The sequence below is a fragment of the uncultured Bifidobacterium sp. genome, assembly GCF_963540075.1.
Taxonomy (GTDB): domain Bacteria; phylum Actinomycetota; class Actinomycetes; order Actinomycetales; family Bifidobacteriaceae; genus Bifidobacterium.
The window spans coordinates 21,634-41,666 of sequence record NZ_CAUTOG010000005.1 but is presented as its reverse complement, the minus strand read 5'-3'; the positions used below and the strand labels follow the sequence as shown (position 1 = coordinate 41,666).

General features: G+C 68.5%; 15 protein-coding genes, 1 tRNA gene and 1 pseudogene. 16 read left to right on the top strand and 1 reads right to left on the bottom strand.

What is annotated here, in order from left to right:
- Positions 1 to 17: 17 nt before the first annotated feature.
- The 5 genes from argS to RWX87_RS01545 all read left to right on the top strand — a co-directional run bounded on the left by argS (position 18) and on the right by RWX87_RS01545 (position 7,460).
- Positions 18 to 1,814: an arginine--tRNA ligase gene (gene argS / locus RWX87_RS01565; RefSeq protein WP_314686170.1), complete on the top strand. Its 1,797-nt coding sequence runs from the start codon at positions 18 to 20 to the stop codon at positions 1,812 to 1,814.
- A 1-nt stretch (position 1,815) separates the two neighbouring features.
- Positions 1,816 to 3,438 carry a diaminopimelate decarboxylase gene (locus RWX87_RS01560; RefSeq protein ID WP_314686169.1) on the top strand — a complete coding sequence of 541 codons (1,623 nt, stop codon included), beginning with the start codon at positions 1,816 to 1,818 and terminating at the stop codon, positions 3,436 to 3,438.
- Positions 3,439 to 3,663: 225 nt separating this feature from the next.
- A complete protein-coding gene (locus RWX87_RS01555) occupies positions 3,664 to 4,977 on the top strand; it encodes a homoserine dehydrogenase (protein WP_314686167.1) in 1,314 nt (437 codons plus the stop codon).
- Positions 4,978 to 4,998: 21 nt separating this feature from the next.
- A complete protein-coding gene (gene thrB, locus RWX87_RS01550) occupies positions 4,999 to 6,003 on the top strand; it encodes a homoserine kinase (protein ID WP_314686204.1) in 1,005 nt (334 codons plus the stop codon).
- Positions 6,000 to 7,460, top strand: coding sequence for a Maf family protein (locus RWX87_RS01545; protein WP_314686165.1), 1,461 nt, complete (start codon positions 6,000 to 6,002; stop codon positions 7,458 to 7,460). Before thrB ends, RWX87_RS01545 begins: the two co-directional genes overlap by 4 nt.
- On the opposite strand, the gene RWX87_RS01540 is transcribed toward RWX87_RS01545, so the two are convergent.
- Complete coding sequence (locus tag RWX87_RS01540) at positions 7,457 to 8,401, bottom strand: AEC family transporter (protein ID WP_314686162.1); 945 nt, start codon at positions 8,399 to 8,401, stop codon at positions 7,457 to 7,459. The two genes, RWX87_RS01545 and RWX87_RS01540, sit on opposite strands and share 4 nt — an antisense overlap.
- Positions 8,402 to 8,629: 228 nt before the next feature.
- On the opposite strand from RWX87_RS01540, the gene dapE reads away from it, so the two are divergent.
- The 11 genes and pseudogenes from dapE (at position 8,630) to rplK (ending at position 20,030) form a co-directional block, all read left to right on the top strand.
- Positions 8,630 to 9,790 carry a succinyl-diaminopimelate desuccinylase gene (dapE, locus tag RWX87_RS01535; protein ID WP_314686160.1) on the top strand — a complete coding sequence of 387 codons (1,161 nt, stop codon included), beginning with the start codon at positions 8,630 to 8,632 and terminating at the stop codon, positions 9,788 to 9,790.
- A gap of 314 nt (positions 9,791 to 10,104) precedes the next feature.
- Positions 10,105 to 12,825: an Rne/Rng family ribonuclease gene (locus tag RWX87_RS01530; RefSeq protein WP_314686157.1), complete on the top strand. Its 2,721-nt coding sequence runs from the start codon at positions 10,105 to 10,107 to the stop codon at positions 12,823 to 12,825.
- Between the two features lie 175 nt (positions 12,826 to 13,000).
- Complete coding sequence (gene rplU, locus RWX87_RS01525) at positions 13,001 to 13,309, top strand: 50S ribosomal protein L21 (protein ID WP_314686155.1); 309 nt, start codon at positions 13,001 to 13,003, stop codon at positions 13,307 to 13,309.
- Between the two features lie 47 nt (positions 13,310 to 13,356).
- Positions 13,357 to 13,605 (top strand): 50S ribosomal protein L27, encoded by a 249-nt coding sequence (gene rpmA / locus RWX87_RS01520; protein ID WP_314686153.1) that lies wholly within the window; start codon positions 13,357 to 13,359, stop codon positions 13,603 to 13,605.
- Positions 13,606 to 13,780: 175 nt separating this feature from the next.
- Positions 13,781 to 15,541, top strand: coding sequence for a GTPase ObgE (gene obgE / locus RWX87_RS01515; RefSeq protein WP_314686150.1), 1,761 nt, complete (start codon positions 13,781 to 13,783; stop codon positions 15,539 to 15,541).
- Positions 15,538 to 16,677, top strand: a pseudogene (proB, locus tag RWX87_RS01510) (glutamate 5-kinase); the annotation flags it as partial. The gene obgE and the pseudogene proB, both read left to right, overlap by 4 nt.
- Positions 16,678 to 16,799: 122 nt before the next feature.
- Positions 16,800 to 18,008 carry a pyridoxal phosphate-dependent aminotransferase gene (locus tag RWX87_RS01505; protein WP_314686202.1) on the top strand — a complete coding sequence of 403 codons (1,209 nt, stop codon included), beginning with the start codon at positions 16,800 to 16,802 and terminating at the stop codon, positions 18,006 to 18,008.
- 126 nt (positions 18,009 to 18,134) lie between these two features.
- Positions 18,135 to 18,210, top strand: a tRNA-Trp gene (locus RWX87_RS01500).
- 71 nt (positions 18,211 to 18,281) lie between these two features.
- Positions 18,282 to 18,512, top strand: coding sequence for a preprotein translocase subunit SecE (gene secE, locus RWX87_RS01495; RefSeq protein ID WP_399552266.1), 231 nt, complete (start codon positions 18,282 to 18,284; stop codon positions 18,510 to 18,512).
- Positions 18,513 to 18,550: 38 nt separating this feature from the next.
- Positions 18,551 to 19,378 (top strand): transcription termination/antitermination protein NusG, encoded by an 828-nt coding sequence (gene nusG / locus RWX87_RS01490; protein ID WP_314686146.1) that lies wholly within the window; start codon positions 18,551 to 18,553, stop codon positions 19,376 to 19,378.
- Positions 19,379 to 19,601: 223 nt separating this feature from the next.
- The gene (gene rplK, locus RWX87_RS01485) at positions 19,602 to 20,030 is read left to right on the top strand and encodes a 50S ribosomal protein L11 (RefSeq protein WP_314686144.1); all 429 of its coding nucleotides are present in this window, start codon (positions 19,602 to 19,604) and stop codon (positions 20,028 to 20,030) included.
- Positions 20,031 to 20,033: the final 3 nt, after the last annotated feature.

Genomic DNA, 20,033 nt, shown 5'->3' with positions numbered 1-20,033 from the left:
ACGCTAGACTGGGCGGAATGAGTCCTGAAGCGCTGAGCGAAGAGTTGGCACGTATCATCCGGGTTCTGGCGGAATCCTCGAAGGCCGGGTCCCTGACCCCCGACGACGTCCCCGAGCCCTCGAAGCTGGCGGTGATGCGCCCCCGCGACCGCAGGCACGGTGACTGGGCCTCCAACGCCGCCATGCAGCTGGCCCGGAAGGCCGGCGTGAAGCCCCGAGACCTGGCACAGGCCATCGCCGGCTCCCTTGCCGATGTGGCGGGCGTCGCCTCCGTCGAGGTGGCCGGTCCGGGCTTCATCAACATCACTCTCGATTCGGCCTCCGCAGCCTCGGTCGTGGACCAGGCCCTTCAGAAGGGACCGTCCTTCGGCCGCAACGCGCATCTCGCCGGCCGCACCCTCAACCTCGAGTTCGTCTCCGCGAACCCGACCGGCCCCATCCATATCGGGGGTACGCGCTGGGCGGCGGTCGGCGACTCCATGGCGCGCGTGCTCGAGGCCAACGGCGCCACCGTCGTGCGGGAGTACTACTTCAACGACCATGGCGAGCAGATCAACCGCTTCGCCAAATCCCTCGTCGCCGCGGCGCATGGCGAGCCCACGCCGGCGGATGGGTACAAGGGCGCCTACATCGATGAGATCGCCGCGAAGGTGGTCGCGCAGGCCAGGACCGACGGCGTCGACATCCTGGCCCTTCCCCGCGTCGACGGCGGCAGGGACGCCGAGGGCAATCCCCTGGGCGAGGGTGATTCCGAGCAGCGCGAGGAGTTCCGAAGCCGCGCCGTGCCCATGATGTTTGCGGAGATCCAGCGGTCGATGGCCGACTTCCGGGTCCGCTTCGACGTGTGGTTCCATGAGAACAGCCTCTACGAGGACGGCGAGGTGGAGCGGGCCATCGAGGCCCTTCGCGCCAGGGGCGACATCTTCGAGAAGGACGGCGCCACCTGGTTCGCCTCCACGCGGCATGGTGACGACAAGGACCGCGTCATCATCAAATCCGACGGGAACTACGCCTACTTCGCCGCCGACATCGCCTACTACTACAACAAGCGCCACCGCGCCGCGGATCCCGCCGACGTGGCCATCTACATGCTCGGTGCCGACCACCACGGATACATCGGGCGGATGATGGCCATGTGCGCCGCCTTCGGCGACGTGCCCGGCGAGAACATGCAGATCCTCATCGGCCAGCTCGTCAACGTCATGAAGGATGGCAGGGCCGTGCGCATGTCCAAGCGCGCCGGCAACGTCGTGACGATCGACGACCTCGTGGAAGCCGTTGGGACGGATGCGGCGCGCTACTCTCTGGCCCGCACCGACTACAACACCAGCGTCGACATCGACCTCGACCTACTGGCCTCCCACACCAACGACAATCCCGTCTACTACGTCCAGTACGCCCATGCCCGCGCCTGCAACGTCGCACGCAACGCGCAGCAGGCCGGAATCGGGCGCGACGGCGCGGATCTCGGGCTGCTCGACACCCCCGCCGACGACGAGGTCATCGCCACGCTCGCCCAGTGGCCCACGACGCTCGAGCAGGCCGGCGACCTGCGGGCGCCCCACCGCATCGCGCGCTATCTCGAGGACCTCGCCGGCGCCTATCACCGGTGGTACAACAGCGAACGCGTCGTGCCGATGGAGCTCACCGACGTCGAGCGCCGGCTGCCGGACGACGCCAGGGACGCCCTGCGCGTGGCGAAGAACCCCGAGCCGGCTCGGGCGGCCGCGCGTCTGCGGCTCAACGACGCCGTGAGGGTTCTTCTCGAATCCGGACTCGACCTGCTGGGCGTCACCGCCCCGGAGAGGATGTGAGATGGAACCGTCCGCGATCTGGCCCTCCGGTGCCGGCGTCGATGACGCCGGCGCGCTGACCGTCCACGGCAGGACGGCTCAGGCCCTTCTCGGCGAGTTCGGATCGCCCCTGTACGTCATGGACCTCGACGAGGTGCGGACCCGTGCGCGACGCTTCGTGGCCGCTGCGGCCGACGGCTTCCCCACCTCGACCACGCGCGTGAGCTTCGCCGCCAAGGCCTTCCTGAGCCGCGAGGTGGCGCGGATCGCCCTGGACGCCGGGATGCTCATCGACACCTGCACCCTGGGCGAGATGCGCATCGCCCTGTCCGCGGGGGCGCCCGGCCGCAGACTCGTGCTGCACGGCAACAACAAGTCCGACGAGGAGATCGCGCTCGCCGTTCGCCAGGGCTTCGCGCGCATCGTCGTCGACGAGCCCGACGAGCCGGCCCGCATCGCCGCGATAGCCCGGCGGCTTGGTCTGCGGGCCCGGGTCATGCTACGCGTCACCTCCGGCATCCATGCGGGCGGCCATGACTACATCTCGACCGCTCATGAGGACCAGAAGTTCGGCGTCCCCCTGCTCCCGGCCTCCGTGGATGCGGGGGTGCTGACGGTGCTCGACGACCTGTCGGGAGTGACGCCGGCGGGGACCAACGCCCGCGTGGAGACGGTGGAGAATCCGCGGGGCGTGCCGGGTGACGCGGGTGAACCGACAGGGGGGAGAGAGCCGGCGACGGGCTCCGAACGCCGGCTGCGCCACGACGTGCGCTACCCCTATGACCTCTCGAATCTGGAGGTCGCGGAGTCCGACCGCCGCCTTGCCCGGGCGATGGAGGCGGTGGCGGATGGACCCGCGCTCGCCGTGCTCAAGGAGATCGCGCGCCATCCCGACGAGCTTGAGCTCGTCGGCGTCCATTCGCATATCGGCTCGCAGATCCACGACGCCGCGGCGTTCATCGAAGCCGCCCGGCGCATGATGCTGCTGCGTCGCACCTTCTACGCCACCGACGCCGTCATGCTGCCCGAAGTGGACCTGGGAGGCGGGTACTCGGTGGCGTACACCGACGACGAGGATGCGATGGACGTCCAGGCCGAGCTCGCGCGTCTCGGAGCCGACGTACGGGACGTGAACGAGGCCCTGGGCATGCCGCAGCCCGTCATCTCCTTCGAGCCGGGACGATGGATCGTCGCTCCTGCCGGCCTCACGCTCTACCGCGTGGGCGTGGTCAAGCGCGTCGCCCTTTCGCCGGGGACGACGGACGGCGATGGGTCGCCTCTGGCCGCGAGGACCTATGTCTCCGTGGACGGGGGCATGAGCGACAACATCCGTCCTGCGCTGTACGGAGCCGACTACACCGCCCGACTGGCGAACAGGACGGGCTCGTCCGAGGTCATGCGCAGCCGCGTGGTCGGCATGCACTGCGAATCCGGCGACATCGTCGTCAGGGACTGTCTTCTTCCCGCCGATTTGAGGCGCGGGGACGTTCTCGCCGTGCCGGTGACCGGCGCCTATGGGCGCACCATGGCCAGCAACTACAACCAGGCTCCCATTCCGGCCGTCGTGGGCGTCGATTCCCGGGACGCGCACGTCATGATCCGACGGCAGACGATCGACGATCTGCTGGCCCTGGACATGGGCTGAGCCGAATCCGGGCCGACAACGGCCTGACGCGGTCGTCGAAGCGCCAGGGGGCGTGTCGGATTGGCTCCGTAAGATGGGCCGAGGTCGGCGGCATGGTCCGGAAGGGCGCCGCCGTGGTGCATCCGTGATGGCATGCCGTCCAAGGCAGGGCCGTCGGCGTCAGGAACCGCACAGGAAACCGCGTAGGACCGTCACAGGGACGGTCGGTACCCGAGGAGGGAATCCGTGGCACAGAAGACCCAATCACCGATCCGCGTAGGGCTGCTGGGAGCCGGAACCGTCGGTTCGCAGACGGCCCGGCTCATCGTCGAGCAGCGTGAGGACCTGGCCAGGCGCATCGGCCGCGACATCGAACTCGTGGGGGTCGCCTGCCTCAATCCCGACGAGGTCGACCTCCCGTGGATCGACAGGGGCCTGCTGACGACGGACACGGCGGGGCTGTGCACGCGGGCCGACATCGTCATCGAGCTCATCGGCGGCATCGAGCCGGCGCGGACCTTCGTTCTGAAGGCGATCGACTCCGGCGCCTCCGTGGTCACCGCCAACAAGGCCCTGCTCGCCAAGCATGGCCCCGAGATCTACCGGGCCGCCGAGAAGCGCGGCGTCGACGTCTACTTCGAGGCCGCGGTGGGCGGGGCCATCCCCATCGTCAGGCCGCTGCGCGAATCCCTCGTGGGCGATTCCGTGACCTCCATGCTCGGCATCGTCAACGGCACGACCAACTACATCCTCGACGAGATGACCACGAAGGGACTCGACTTCGGCATCGCCCTGAAGGACGCGCAGGACAGGGGCTACGCCGAGGCCGACCCGACGGGCGACGTCGAGGGCCTCGATGCGGCCAACAAAGCGGCGATCATGGCGACGCTGGGCTTCCATACGCCCGTGTCCATCGACGACGTGACGGTCGAGGGCATCACCGCGATCACGGCGGACGACATCGCCGCGGCGACGGCCGAGCACAAGGTCGTCAAGCTGCTCGCCGTCGTGGAGAACGGAGAGGACGGCGTCTCGGCGCGCGTCTATCCGGCCCTCATCGGCGAGGACCATCCGCTCGCCTCCGTGCACGGCAGCTTCAACGCCGTGTTCGTCCATGCCGAGGCCGCCGACGACCTCATGTTCTACGGCCGCGGCGCCGGCGGCGCCCCGACGGCCTCGGCGGTGGTCGGCGACGTGGTCACCGAGGCCCGGCATATCGCGCAGGGCTGCACCGGACCCGCCATCTCGCTGTACCGCACGCTGCCGATGGCGCCACTGGAGGCGTCCAGGGCGGTATTCGCCGTGCGCTTCCTCATCCACGACAAGCCCGGGGTCCTGGCCGTGATTGCGCAGACCTTCGCGGATGCGGGAATCTCCATCAACGGCGTCAACCAGGATCTCAAACCCACGCTCCACGACCCGGGCTACTCAGGCGAGATCCAGCAGCTTCGCCTGGTGACGCATCGTTGCGACGAGGTGACGCTGCGCCGGGCGGTGAAGCTCGTGTGCGGGCTTGACGGCGTCACGGGAACGCCGTCGATTCTTCGCGTGATCGGCTGACGGGGGACCGATATGAGCACCATCACACCGGTCTGCCGGCGGGTGCATGTCCGCGTCCCGGCGACCAGCGCCAATCTCGGGTCGGGCTTCGACACGGTGGGCCTGGCCCTCGACTATCACGACGACCTCGACTTCACGCTGTCCGACGACCCGGACGACTCGTCCGTCCGCGTCCTCATCCATGGGGAGGGCGAGAATTCCCTGCCCAGGGATGAGACGCATCTGGTGGTGTCCGCCTTCCGGCAGGCCTGTCGCACCTTCGGGCTCGGCCATCCGGGACTCGTTCTGGAGGCGTGGAACCGGATCCCGCAGGCGAGGGGCATGGGGTCGTCCGCGGAGGCCATCGTGGCGGGTATCGGGGCCGCCGCCGCCCTGCTCCACGAGGGGGAGATCCCCCGGCAGACCATCTTCGACCTGGCCGCAATCATCGAGGGGCATCCCGACAACGTGGCCCCGGCCGTCTTCGGCGGGCTGACCGTCTCCTGGGACATGGCCGTCGATGAAGGCGTGGGCTCCGTCCCGATCGCCGGTGGCGAGCCCGTGCAGCCGGGATTCCACACGCTCACCTATCCGGTGGCGGACGATGTGCTGGCCTCCGTCCTCATCCCCGACTACGAGCTGTCCACGCAGAAGGCCAGGCAGGCCCTTCCCGAGCGTCTGCCCTACCGCGACGCGGTCTATGACCTCTCCCGCGTGGGACTGATGCCCGGCGCCATGAATCCTCCGATCGTCTCGGGCGGGTCGACGACGGATCCGAACGCCCTGCTTTTCGCCGCGACCCAGGACCGCATGCACCAGCCGTATCGTCGTGGTCTGATGAAGTCCTCATGGAATCTCATCGAGGATCTGCGCGAGCGGGGATTCGCGGCGGCGGTCTCCGGCGCGGGTCCCTGCGTCCTCGTGCTCCATCATGGGGACGCCCGTGCGGACATCGAGGCGGTGGCGGGGGACCGACTGTCCTCGGGGCACTGGCGGGTGCTTCATCTCCCCGTCTCCTCGACCGGTGTGGAGGTGGAGCGCCGATGACCGGCGCCGTCCCCGGCACTCGGCGGATTCCCCTCATCCTGGCCTCCCAGTCGCCGTCGCGCCGGGCCGTCCTGGTCGCGGCGGGGATACTGCCCACCATCAGGGTCTCTCATGTCGACGAGGACGCCGTGCTGCGTGAGGAGGCCGGGCGCCGCGGCGTGGACGCCGACTCCCTGGACGTGGGGACGCGCGTCGCCGTGCTGGCCCAGGCCAAGGCCGACGCCGTCGTGGACGAATACCGGGAGATCCGTCGCACCGCCGAGCGTGCCCATGGCGAGAGGGTCACGGCCTTCCCCCTGCGGGCCACGGCCCCAGCCGGGCCGGATTCCGCGTCGCAGCCTTCACGACGCGAACACCGCCCCGCGGAATCCGCCGAACCCCCGATGATGGACACCCGGGACTTCTCCGGCGTGGACGTTCCCATCCGACGCGACCGGCTGACCCCGGCCCTCACCGTCGTCGACGAGCCCGGACCCGGTCCTCTGGTCCTCGGCTGCGATTCGCTGTTCCTTTTCCATGGTCGCCCCCAGGGCAAACCCCATGACCCCGACGTGGCCCGCAGCCGCCTTCTGACGATGCGCGGAGACTTGGGCGAGCTGTGGACCGGGCATACGCTCGTCGACCTTGCCACGGGGCGTGCGGCGTCAGAGACCAGTCATGCCCGGGTGCGCTTCGGCGACTACGACGACAGGGACGTGGACGCCTATGTGGCCACGGGCGAGCCCCTGGAGGTGGCGGGATCCTTCACGCTCGAGGGTTTCGGAGGCGCCTTCATCGACGGCGTCGACGGCGACCCACATGGCGTGCTCGGGCTCAGCCTGCCACTGGTGCGCGGTCTGGCGGGCGAACTCGGCGCGCGCTGGCCCGAGCTGTGGAATCTGACCGACGCCAAGGCCGCCGGTCCCGGCAGAACGCCCGTCCTTGCGGCGTCCACGTCATCCGGCACTCCGAAGGGCAACATCCACCAGCCGGGAGACGGATGGGTCGACTGCGCCTGCGGCCGGCGCCACTGGGGACTCCATGGCGCGGCCGGCGTGCTGCTCGCTCGTCGCGACCCGACAGGCGGACGCGTGACCCATGTGGTCATGCAGCATCGGGCCCTGTGGAGCGCCGAGGGCGGCACCTGGGGAGTGCCCGGAGGGGCGATCGCGGACGGGGAGAGCCCTGTTCAGGGTGCGCTGCGCGAAAGCCTCGAGGAGGCCTCGATCCCTCCGCAGGACATCGACGTCGTCGGCTCATGGCGTGAGGAGCACGGGTCGTGGGCGTACACCACCGTCTTCGCCTTCGAACGCGAAGGCCGGCGCGTCGAACCCCGTGCGGGTGACGACGAAAGCATGGAGATCGCATGGGTCCCGGTGAACGAGGTGGCCTCCCTGAGGCTGCTCACGGCGCTGCGGGTGGACTGGCCGCGCTTCCGTCGACGGCTTGACGCGCTCGCCGCCGATCAGCAGCGCTAGGACAGCACCGCGGCGACGAGGGCGATCATCAGAGGGCTCGTCACCGTGGACAGCAGAATCCCGTCGCGCGCGAAGGTCATGCCGACGTTGTACCGGGCCGCGTAGTTGTAGACGTTCTGGCCCGTGGGAAGCGCCGCCAGGACCACGCAGGCGTAGAGGGTCGTCCCGCGGAAGCCCATGAGGAAGTAGGCGAGAAGGAACGCGATCACCGGCATGAGGACGTTCTTGAGCACGGCCACGGTGATGGTGGCCGGCCGGTCGCCGCGGTTGCGCATGGGCTGCGTGCCGTGCAGGGACATGCCGAAGGCCATGAGGATCATGGGCACGGCCGAGTCGCCGATCATGTCGATGGGATCGTAGAGAAACGTGGGGATGACGAACCATCCGGCCCTCGCGCTGATGGCCGAGACGAGGATGCCGCCCAGAGAGCCGATGAGCAGCGGTTGATGGAGCGGTTGGGTGAGGATCTCCTTCGCCGAGGCCTTCCCCTTGGTCGCCACGTCGAGGACGGTCAGTCCGATCGGGGTGAACACCGCCTGCTGCATGACGAGGATCGGCGCCACCAGGGCCGCGTTGCCCAGGATGTAGGTGGCGATGGGCAGGCCTATGTTGTTCGAGTTGAGATACAGGGAGTTCAGGGCCCCGATGGTGGCGTCCGCCGGCCCCATATGGAAGAAGAGGCGGTTGAGGACGAGGAACGCGGCGCCCACCAGCAGCGCCGAGAGGAAGGCCACCACGATGGAGGAGTGGAAGATGTCGAAGATCGGCTCCTTCGACAGGATGGCGAACATCAGGCAGGGGCTCGAGACGAAGAAGCTGAAGCGGTTGAGCACCATCTGCGCGCTTGGGCCGCCGATGCGCATGCGTGCCGCCACGTATCCGACGAGGATGACGACGCCGATGACGCAGAAGCCCTCCATCGCGCTGAGCAGACCCGGCATGTGACCCCCGTCCTTTCCCAGCACATTGTTCATGGGGGCAGGGACCGCGTCGCTGGATCGGCCTGCGTCCCTCCCTGGTGGGGTCGGGGAGCCGCGAGCACGTCGATGATCGCCCCGATGACGAGCACGACGGCGACGGCCCGCCCTCACGGGCGGCCTCCGGCTCCCGGACGTCCGATCGGGGCCCGTCATCGTCCGCCATCGACGGGTGCTGGCACACTGGCGGGCATGGGCAACGAACTCGAGGATCTGTTCTCGCGGCTTATGGGAATCCGCTCCGTCAGCGGGGAGGAGACGGCCATAGCCGACTGCGTCGAGCGCCTGCTGCGGGAGTCCGGACGTCTGCTGGTGCGCCGGGACGGCGATACGGTCGTCGCCTCCACGAATCTGGGACGGGCTACGCGCGTTGCTCTCGCCGGCCATCTGGACACGGTGCCCGTCATCGACAACTTCCCGCCGCGCTGGCTGGAGCCGGGCGATCCGGACATCCGTTCCGACGTCGCCGAGGCGCATCCGGGCGAACGGGTCATGTGGGGGCGGGGCGCCGTCGACATGAAGGCCTCCGGCGCCGTGCTCCTCCACCTCGCCATGACCCTCGACGACCCGAGATACGACCTCAGCTTCGTGTTCTACGACCATGAGGAGGTCGCGGCCGAGCTCAATGGCCTGCGACGCGTGTCCGAGCGCCATCCCGAGTGGCTGAAGGCCGACTTCGCGGTTATCGGCGAGCCCACCTCCTGCGGGATCGAGGGCGGCTGCAACGGCTCCCTGCGCTTCGACGTCATCACCCACGGGATCGCCGCGCATTCCGCGCGGGCGTGGATGGGGCGCAACGCCATCCATGAGGCCGCGGCCGTGCTTGACCGTCTCGCGGCCTACGAGCCGGCGGACGTCGAGGTGGACGGGCTCGTCTACCGGGAGGGACTCAACGCCACCCTGATCTCCGGCGGGCGCGGGACCAACGTCATTCCGGACGAATGCCGCGTCCATGTGAACTATCGTTTCGCCCCCGACAAGGACGTCGCGGCGGCCAAGGCCCTCATGATGGGGGAGGGGACCGGCGCGAAGCCGGGCGCCGGCGAGCGCGCTGCCCTTGGCGGGGTGTTCGCCGGCTTCGGCATCGAGATGAAGGACGAGTCCCCGTCGGCCAGACCCGGCATGGATGCGCCGCTGGCGCGTGCTCTGGCCGCGCTCGTCGAGGAGGGCACAGGCCGACGTCCGGTCGCCAAGCTCGGGTGGACGGATGTGGCGCGCTTCGCGGATCTCGGCGTTCCGGCCGTCAACCTCGGAGCCGGCAGTCCGCTTCTGGCGCACAGACGCGACGAGCAGATCGCGGCCGGGGAGCTTGCGGAGCTCGAATCGCTGCTTCGCCGCTGGCTCCTCTTCTAGCTCCTCTTCTTGAGCTTCCGCGTCGCATCCCCCTTCCTCCTGCCGCCGCGGACGCCTGGTCCTCATGGCCCCGAGGCCCTCCCGCCCCGTCGTTTCCCCGGTTAACCCCCGCGTCACCGGATGTGCCATACTGGTGGCGACGGCACTGCATGCCGTCAAGCCATTCGATGATGTCGATCCCCTCGCGTCCAGCGAGCGTCGGTGTCCGTCATCGTGCAGCTGAGGACTTTTCAGGTCGCCACGCAGGGGCGCGAAACGCGCGGTCACGGTGAGAGCGTGACGTGACAGCCGGCGTGGCCAGGAGAGCGGGACGGATGCAGCGCCTCGCAAGGAGCATCGTGCCCACAGAGAACACGGGCGACGTCGAGGTGTCGACGTCCGCCATCACGTCATCGTCATCATCGCAGCAGGCGCCCTCGGCGACCGCGTCGAATCCGTCCACCGGAGCGGCCGCCCCTGCCGAAGCCGCCACGTCGTCGGCGCAGGCGGTCGCCGCCCCCCGCCGCCGCCGGGGAGGACGGCGCGTCGTCCGCGGCGCCGGCGCGGCCGGCGCCGATGTGGCGCTGAAGGTCGAGGAGCGCAGGACCCCGGTTTTCGAAGAGCCCGTGACGACGTCGTTCTCCTCCGGAGACGGAGATGACGAGGAGGCCTCCGCCGTGACGAAGGGGGTCTCGGGGGCTCATCCGCGCTCACGGCGCCCGATGACCTCGCTGTTGTTCCGCGAACCCGTGCTTCCGGTCGCCCCGGAGGCGGTCTCCGACGCTGACGTGGACGAAGCGGACGTCGCCGTTTCAGAGGGAAATCCCTCGGACGAGGGGACGCGTTCCGCACGGTCCCGGCGGTCCCCGAGAACCCGTCGCGGGCGCACGCGCACGAGGGCGGACCAGACCGTGGCCTCGCGGGAGGATCCGGTCGAACCGGAGTCCGATGCCACCGGAAGCACGGGCGAGGCCGACGAGGAGCTCGCCGATTCCGAGGAGGAGCAGGGCGTTCGTCGCCGCTCGCACCGCTCGCGGCGTCTGAATGCCCAGGAACGCCGTGCCGCCGCCGAGGTGGAAAGCATCCAGGAGGACCTCGAATACGAGGACATCAGCTACCGCCCCATCGACGTGACCAATGCCGCCGAGGGTGATGCCGAGGCCGATGAGGAGAGTCCGGCCTCATCCGAGCAGGACGAGGAGGAGACGGGGATGCGCACCCGTCGTCGTCGTCGGTCGCGTCGGTCGCGAAGCGTCGCGGGGCCGGAGGAGGCATCCTCGGAGAACGAGGACGAGGATGCCTCCGAGGGCCGTCAGGAGGAGCCGTCGAACGAGGAGGAGGGGACCGTCACCCGCCGCCGTCGCCGCCGCCGTGGCACGCGCGACTCCGAGACGTCGGGGAGGGGAGACGAGCAGGGCCCATCCCGCCGCTCGCGCAAGCAGCAGTACATCGACGAGATCACGGATGTCGAGGGCTCCACGAGGCTCGAGGCCAAAAGGCAGCGTCGTCGCGACAACCGCCGCGAGCGCAGCCGTCAGAGCCAGCTCGTCGAGGAGGACTTCCTCGCCCGCCGCGAGAACGTCGAACGGCTTATGGTGGTGCGCGAGAAGGGCCGCCACACCCAGATCTCCGTCATCGAGGACAACGTTCTCGTCGAGCATTACGTCTCGGACATCCAGGACGTGTCCACCGCGGGCAACATCTATCTGGGCCGCGTCCAGAACGTCCTGCCCAGCATGGAGGCCGCCTTCGTCGACATCGGGCAGCCTCGCAACGGCGTCCTGTACGCCGGCGAGGTCAACTGGGACGCCACGCGCCTGGAGGGTCAGCCCCGCCGCATCGAACTGGCCTTCAAATCCGGAGACCCGGTGCTCGTCCAGGTCACCAAGGACCCGATCGGGCACAAGGGCGCGCGTCTGACGTCCCAGGTCACGCTGGCCGGACGCTTCCTCGTCCTCGTGCCCTCCGGAGGCATGACCGGAGTGAGCCGCAAGCTTTCGGAGCGCGAACGCACAAGGCTCAAGGGCATCGTGTCGAAGATCGCGCCGAAGAACGTCGGCGTCATCATCCGCACCGCCGCCGAGGGGGCGTCGGAGGACGCCATCGCCAAGGACTTCGAGATGCTCAGCCGTCAGTGGGAGTCCATCACGGCCAAGCGGGACGAGTTCCTCCACGGCAAGCGTCCCAAGCTGCTCCAGGGCGAGCCCGACGTCGCCATCCGCGTGGTGCGCGACATCTTCAACGACGACTTCTCGAGGATGATCGTCGAAGGGGATGGCGTCTACCGGCGCATCGAGGACTATCTCGACTCCATGGCCCCTGACCTCCGGGGCCGGTTGGAGCTGTGGGACCCGGGGGAGCATGGCGGCAAGGACGTCTTCGACCGCTGGCAGATCGACGCTCAGCTGCGCAAGGGCATGGAGCGCCAGGTGTATCTGCCCTCGGGCGGCTCGATCGTCATCGACCGCACCGAGGCCATGACGACCATCGACGTGAACACCGGCCGGTTCATCGGACGCGGGAAAAGCCTGGAGGAGACCGTCACCCGATGCAACCTCGAGGCCTCCGAGGAGATCGCCCGCCAGCTGAGGCTGCGCGACATCGGCGGCATGGTGATGATCGACTACGTCGACATGGTCATGCCCGCCAACCGGGACCTCGTCCTGCGGCGTCTCGTCGAATGCCTGGCCCGTGACAGGACCAAGCACCAGGTCGCCGAGGTCACCTCCCTGGGGCTTGTGCAGATGACGCGCAAGCGCATCGGCCAGGGGCTTGTCGAAGCCTTCTCCGAGGAGTGCCCGACCTGCCATGGACGGGGATTCATCCTCCACGACGAGCCCACGGTGTCCGCCGAGTTCTCGGACCCCTACGCCGTGAAGGGGGGAGACCCCTTCGTGCACACCAACAAGCATGGACGCGGCGCCGAATCGCCGGCTCCCCAGGGCTCCAGCCCCGACGTCAAGGCCAAGCTCGCCCAGATCGCCGCCGCGGCCGCCGCGGCGAACGAGGCCGAGCAGGGGGATGATGACGGGGGTGCCGAGCCGCAGAACGTCTGATGGCGACGCCGTGCGGCGATGGTCGTCTGACTCCGGGCTCTGGCATCCGGTGGATGGACACGCCCGGATGGGGACTTGACGGTATGTCGTATGCCGGTGTAGCGTAGGTCGCTGGTGTCTGGCCGCGGGCTCGAGCGTGCCGGATAAGAGCTTCCACAACAGCAAGGAATGGGATATGTACGCGATTGTCAAGGCCGGTGGCCATCAGGACAAGGTCGAGGTCGGTGACGTCATCCTGGTCAACCGTCTGTCGGTCAGGAAGGGCGACTCCGTTGAATTCCCGGTCGCGCTGGTCGTGGACGGCTCCTCGGTGACCCTCGCGGCGAAGGACCTCGCCCAGCATCACGTCACCGGCGAGGTGGTCGACGACGAAGCCAAGGGACCGAAGATCTCCATCCAGAAGTTCAAGAACAAGACCGGCGTCGCCCGTCGCAAGGGTCATCGTCAGCCGCTGACCGCCGTGAAGATCACGGCCATCGCCTGAGTCCGTCGGAATCCGACGATTCCGGATAGCGTCGAAAGGAACACCTCATGGCACACAAGAAGGGCGCCTCCAGCTCGCATAACGGGCGTGATTCACAGCCTCAGTATCTCGGCGTCAAGAAGTATGGCGGCGAGGCCGTCGTGGCGGGGAACATCATTCTCCGTCAGCGCGGAACCAACGTCCACCCGGGCGAGAACGTCGGCATCGGCAAGGACCACACCCTGTTCGCCCTGAAGGACGGCAGCGTGAAGTTCGGCGTTCGCCGTGACCGCAAGGTCGTCGACGTCATCGACTGACGGAGCATTTCGGGGCCGCATCCGCATACGGATGCGGCCTTTTGTCGTTGTGGCGCGGCGTCCGCGGCCGGTCGGCATCTCCGGGCATGGCCATCCCGTCGCGGGACCGGCGATGCAGGCCATGCGATGGCGGCCCGTCGCCCCGCAGGCGCCTGGCAGGAAGTAAGGTGGGCACATGAGTGATTTCGTCGACCGCGTCGTCGTCCACGTCCGTGGCGGCGACGGCGGCAATGGGTCGGCCGGCGTCCGACGCGAGAAATACAAGCCGCTGGCCGGTCCCAACGGCGGCAACGGCGGCGACGGCGGATCCGTGGTAATCGTCGCCGACCCGCGCGCCACCAGTCTTCTTGATTACCGGTACGTGCCGCATCGCCGTGCCGGCGACGGCACCATGGGACGCGGCGACACCAAGGACGGGTCGAACGGCGAGGATCTCCTGCTTCCCGTGCCTCCGGGGACCGTGGTCTTCGAGGCCGCCCCCGAGGGTTCCCGAGGGCATGGCCATGGCCGTCAGCTTGCCGACCTGAAACGCGAGGGCGATCGCCTCGTTGCGGCCGCCGGTGGGACCGGAGGGCTCGGCAACGCCGCCCTGGCGAACCGGACCCGCCGCGCGCCCGGCTTCGCCCTGCTGGGGGAGCCCGGCGAGGAGAGGGACGTCGTCCTGGAGCTCAAGTCCATCGCCGACGTCGCCCTGGTGGGTTTCCCCTCCGCCGGCAAGTCAAGCCTCATCGCGGCGATGAGCGCGGCCCGTCCCAAAATCGCGGACTATCCCTTCACCACGCTCGTGCCCAATCTCGGCGTCGTCAGCGCCGGCGACATGCGCTACACCGTCGCCGACGTGCCAGGGCTCATCCCCGGGGCCGCGCAGGGCAGGGGTCTCGGACTCGAGTTCCTGCGGCATGTCGAGCGCACCGAGGTCATCGCGCATGTGATCGACTGTGCGACGCTCGAGCCAGGGCGCGACCCGATGTCCGACTACCGGGCCATCGAGCATGAGCTCGCCCAGTACGCGGCGAGGCTCGACCTCCCGCTGGGGGCCATCCCGATCCCCGAACGTCCTCGCATCGTCATCCTGGCGAAGATCGACATACCGGACGCCCGCGCCCTGGCGGACCTCGTGCGTCCCGACTTCGAGGCGCTCGGGCTGACGGTGTTCGAGGTCTCCACGGTCACGCATGAGGGACTCAGGGAGCTCGGATACGCCCTGGGGACGCTGGTCGGTCGGCTGCGCCGCGAAGTGGAGCTTCGTGAACGTCAGGCCGAGGATGACAGGGTCGTGGTCCGTCCGCTGGACAGCCCGTCCACACGCCGTCGCGTGCATGCGGGCGACGCGTCCGCTTTCCGGATCGAGCGCACGGGGAAGGACGACGCCCCCAGTTACGTCGTCATCGGGGACGCGCCCGAACGGTGGGTGCGACAGACGAACTTCGACAATGACGAGGCCGTCGGATATCTCGCCGACAGGCTGGCCCGCCTGGGCGTGGAGGAGGAGCTGCGGCGTCAGGGGGCGCGACCGGGCGACGAGGTCGTCATCGGCCGGGGCCGGGACGCCGTGGCCTTCGACTGGAATCCCACGATCGCGGCGGGAGCGGAGCTTCTCGACGGATCGCAGCTTGGTGCCAGGGGAAGGGACCTGCGTCTCGAGGAGACCGACAGCAGGGCGCGTCGCCGCACCAACACCGAGCGTCGTCGCGAATACCACGAGATGATGGACGCCCGCACGGCCGTCCGGCAGGCCATGGACGCCGAAAGGAAGGCCGGGCATTGGGCCGATCCGTCGGTGGATGACGATTCGCATGACCAGCAGGCGATTCTCGGGCGTGGTGACGGCGGAAATCCGAAGAAGGACGGCTCCATCGCCTCCGAGGGGCCTGCGGCCCGCGCACGCGACGAGGCCTCGGGGGAGGACGGGTCCGCAGGGGATGTCGGGAAGTGACGCCTGTCGACGCCACCGATGAGGCGGCGATCCGGTCACGGGTCGCCCAGGCCCATACGCTTGTCGTCAAGATCGGGTCAAGTTCGCTCACCCGGCCCTCCGGGCATCTCGACGCGGACCGTCTCGAGGGCTTCGTCTCCGCGGTCGCCCGGATGCGCCTTCTTGACGCCCGGATCGTCGTGGTGTCATCGGGCGCCATAGCGGCGGGCTTCGGTCCCCTGGGGTTCTCCTCGCGGCCCGATGACCTGGCGACCCAGCAGGCCACGGCATCGGTGGGCCAAGGGCTTCTCATGGCACGCTACGAGACCTCGTTCGCCCGCTTCGGCGTGCGCGTCGGGCAGATTCTGCTCACGGCCCAGGACACCATCCGCGCCGTGCAGTATCGCAATGCCCAGCGCACCCTGCTGCGGATGCTGGATCTGGGGGTCGTGCCCGTCGTCAACGAGAACGACGCCCTGGCCAGCAACGAGATCCGCTTCGGCGACAACGACCATCTTTCCGCGCTTGTCGCCAACCTCGTGCGAGCCGACGCCCTGGTGCTTCTCACCGATGTGGACGGTCTGTACTCGGCTCCGCCCTCCACGCCCGGGGCGCATCGCATTCCCTTCGTGCCGGACGTCATGGCCGCCATGTCGGCCGTCAGCGTCGCGGGAAGCTCGTCGGGAGTCGGGACGGGTGGGATGGTGACCAAGCTCGAGGCCGCTCGGGTCGCGGCCGTCTCCGGCATCCCCACCGTTCTGGCCTCGGCTCGGGAGGCCGGTCCGGCCCTTATGGGCGATCCCGTGGGAACGGCCTTCGCTCCCGTCAAGCCCCGCGGCTCGTCCCGACGGCTGTGGATCGGCTTCGCCGCCGAGCCGCGCGGAATCCTCGTGGCTGATGCGGGGGCGGCAAAGGCCGTGCGTGGGGGTAGGGCGAGTCTGCTCTCCGCCGGCGTCATCGGGGTCGAGGGCGAGTTCTCGGCCGGCGATCCCGTCTGGATCGACGACGGGCGGGGCCGGCATCTGGCCAAGGGGCTGTCCGGCTTCGACTCCGAGGAAATCCCCCGCATGATCGGACGCACCACCGGGGAGCTGAAGAGGGTTTTCGGCGAGGAGTACGCGCATCCCCTCGTCCATCGCGACAACCTCGTGCTTGTCCTGCGGCCGCCGTCCCCGGAGGTTCCCCAGGCCTCGTCGACCGTGCGGGCTCAGCATGGCTGAGGCGAAGACGCCGTGTCCCTCCCGTTCTCTCCACGGGGCGATACAGTGGCCGCATGACCATCGCTGACTGGCGTACCCTGAGCGTCCGAATCAACTCCGTGGCCCCCAGTGCCACACTGGCAGTCGACTCCAAGGCGAAGGCGATGAAGGCCTCCGGCATCGACGTCATCGGATTCGGTGCCGGGGAGCCCGACTTCCCCACTCCCGACTACGTCGTGCAGGCGGCCGTCGACGCCTGCCGAGACCCCCGCAACCATCGCTACACCCCGACGGCGGGACTTCCCGAACTTCGACGCGCGATCGCGGACAAGACGCTGCGCGACTCGGGATTCGCCGTGGACCCCTCCCAGGTGCTGGTGACCAACGGCGGCAAGCAGGCGGTGTACGAGACCTTCCAGGTGCTTCTGGACCCCGGCGACGAGGTCATCATCCCCGCGCCCTACTGGACGAGCTACCCGGAGGCCGTGAAGCTCGCCGACGGCGTTCCCGTTCCCGTCTTCGCCGGTGCGGAGCGTGGATTCGAGCCTCGGGTGGAGGCCCTGGAGGCGGCGCGCACACCGCGGACGAAGGCCGTCATCCTCAACTCGCCATCCAATCCCACCGGCGCCATCTGGAGCGCTGACACGGTCCGGTCCATCGGACTGTGGGCCCTCGAGCACGGGATATGGGTCGTCTCCGACGAGATCTACGAGCATCTGCATTACGATGACGCCGTCACGTCCTACGTCGGGTCTCTCGTCCCCGAGGTCCGAGACCGGCTCGTCATCCTCAACGGCGTCGCCAAGACCTATGCCATGACGGGCTGGCGCGTGGGATGGATGGTCGCGCCGGACGCGCTGACGTCGGCTGCCGTCAAACTTCAGAGTCATCTGACCTCGAACGTGTCCAACGTCCCCCAGCGGGCCGCCATCGCCGCGGTGTCCGGGTCGCTTGAGGCGGTGCATGCCATGCGGGAGGCCTTCGATCGTCGTCGGCGGCTCATCGTCCACGCGCTGAACGGGATCGACGGGGTCGACTGCCCGACGCCGAAGGGCGCCTTCTACGCCTTCGCCGACGTCTCCGGTCTTCTGGGCCGGCCGGTCGGCCCCGACGGATCGGTCGCGGAGTCCTCCGCGGCTCTGGCGGCTCTGCTTCTTGACGAGGCCCATGTGGCGGCGGTTCCCGGCGAGGCCTTCGGAGCGCCGGGATACCTGCGCTTCTCGTATGCCCTCGCCGACGCCGATCTCGTCGAAGGCATGAGGCGTTTCGCGGACTGGGCCTCTCGCTGACCGGTGCCTGGAGACGTGGCGGCAGGGGCGGGAATGATTGGACGAAACCACCGCCGCCCGCTACTATGGCTCCTTGGCGGTTTTAAGCCCCGGTCCCGTTTGTCGGGTACCATGGGCTCAGCCCCTAGGGATGTGGCGCAATTGGTAGCGCAACGGTCTCCAAAACCGTAGGTTGTGGGTTCGAGTCCCGCCGTCCCTGCCAGTGCGCATGCGAGGCCTGCGACGCAGGACGAGTCGACGCAACGGATACGACGAGCCGAACGAGGGATGGATATGGCGAGCGATACGGGAAAGGCCGTCAAGGCCAGGAAACCCAACGTGTTCATGCGCGTCGGCCGATTCATCAAGCAGATCATCGACGAACTCCGCAAGGTCGTGACGCCCACGGGTCGTGAGCTGCTGGCCTGGTCGTTCGCCGTGTTCATTTTCGTGCTTCTGCTCATGGCCCTGGTCAGCGGCATGGACTGGGGGCTGGGCAAGCTCGTCCTGTGGCTGTTCGGCTGATCCGATGAAACGCTGATGCGAAACGAAGGTGTGTGTGAATGTCTGATGAAGTCAATCCCGTCGAGGCCCGCGTGGATTCCGAGGACCCGACGGATGCCGCTTCGGCCATGCCGCAGGATGCGGTGAAGCCGGATTCGGACGTCGGCTCCGAGGTTCCCACGGAGTCGGCGGTGCCGGCCGGTGCCGGCTCCGGGGAGTCTTCCGACGAGTCCGGCCGGATCGATTCCGACGCCGACGCCGAGCCGGAGGATGCCGGGACCAGGGCGGTCAAGGAGTTCACCGAAAGCCTGAAGACCCTGCCCGGCGAGTGGTACGTCCTTCATACCTACTCCGGATACGAGAAGCGCGTGAAGGCCAACGTCGAGTCCCGTGTGCAGAACTTCGGTCTCGAGGACGTCATCTATCAGGTCGAGGTTCCCATGGAGGAGGTCGAGCAGCATACGGAGAAGGGGCGCAAGGTCGTCACCCGCGTCCGCGTCCCCGGATACGTCCTCATCCGCATGGAGCCCGACGAGAACGCCCGCCGCATCGTGCGCGACACCGAAGGCGTCACCGGCTTCGTCGGGCCTTCCCGTCAGCCCGCACCTCTGAACCGGGGCGACGTCGTCTCGATGATGGCGCCGATGATCTCCGCCGCCGCCCTCCGCGAGGCCGGTGACAAGCCCGCCGCCGCCAAGGAGCGCACCGTCGAGGTCTCCTACGCGATCGGGGATCAGGTCACCGTGACGGACGGACCTTTCGAAACCATGCCCGCCGTCATCTCCGAGGTCGAGCCCGCCACTCAGAAGCTCACCGTCCTGGTCTCGATCTTCGGCCGAGACACGCCGGTCGAGCTCGGGTTCGGACAGGTCGAGAAGCTGTCCTGAGCGCGCTTCGCCATTCCTCTGCGGATGGCCTTCGAGGGCGCCACGCCGTTCACGGCGTGGCGCCCTCGCTCTGTCCTGGCCGGCGAGGCATAATAGAAAGGCTTGTGTCCGGGGAGACATCCTCGGGCGGGCACGGTAATGTCCGTTGCGGGAGGCGTTCCGTGAATCGGCTCGTCCGTTTCGCGGGAACCGTTCGCACCGCTGTCAGAAAGAAGACCATCACATGGCCAAGAAGAAAGTCTCGGCGCTGATCAAGCTGGAGATCCAGGCCGGCAAGGCCAATCCGGCTCCGCCGCTCGGCCCGGCGCTGGGTTCCCACGGCGTCAACATCATGGAGTTCTGCAAGGCCTACAACGCGGCCACGCAGGACAAGATGGGCCAGATCGTCCCCGTGGAGATCACCGTCTACGAGGACCGCTCCTTCACCTTCATCCTCAAGACCCCGCCGGCGGCGGCGCTGCTGCTGAAGGCCGCCGGAATCGACAAGGGCACCGAGAACCCCCTCACCCATAAGGTCGGTTCGGTCACCAAGGCACAGGTCCGCGAGATCGCCGAGATCAAGATGCCCGACCTCTCCGCGCGCGACGTGGAGGCCGGCATGAAGATCATCGAAGGCACCGCCCGGTCCATGGGCATCACGGTCACGGACTGAGAG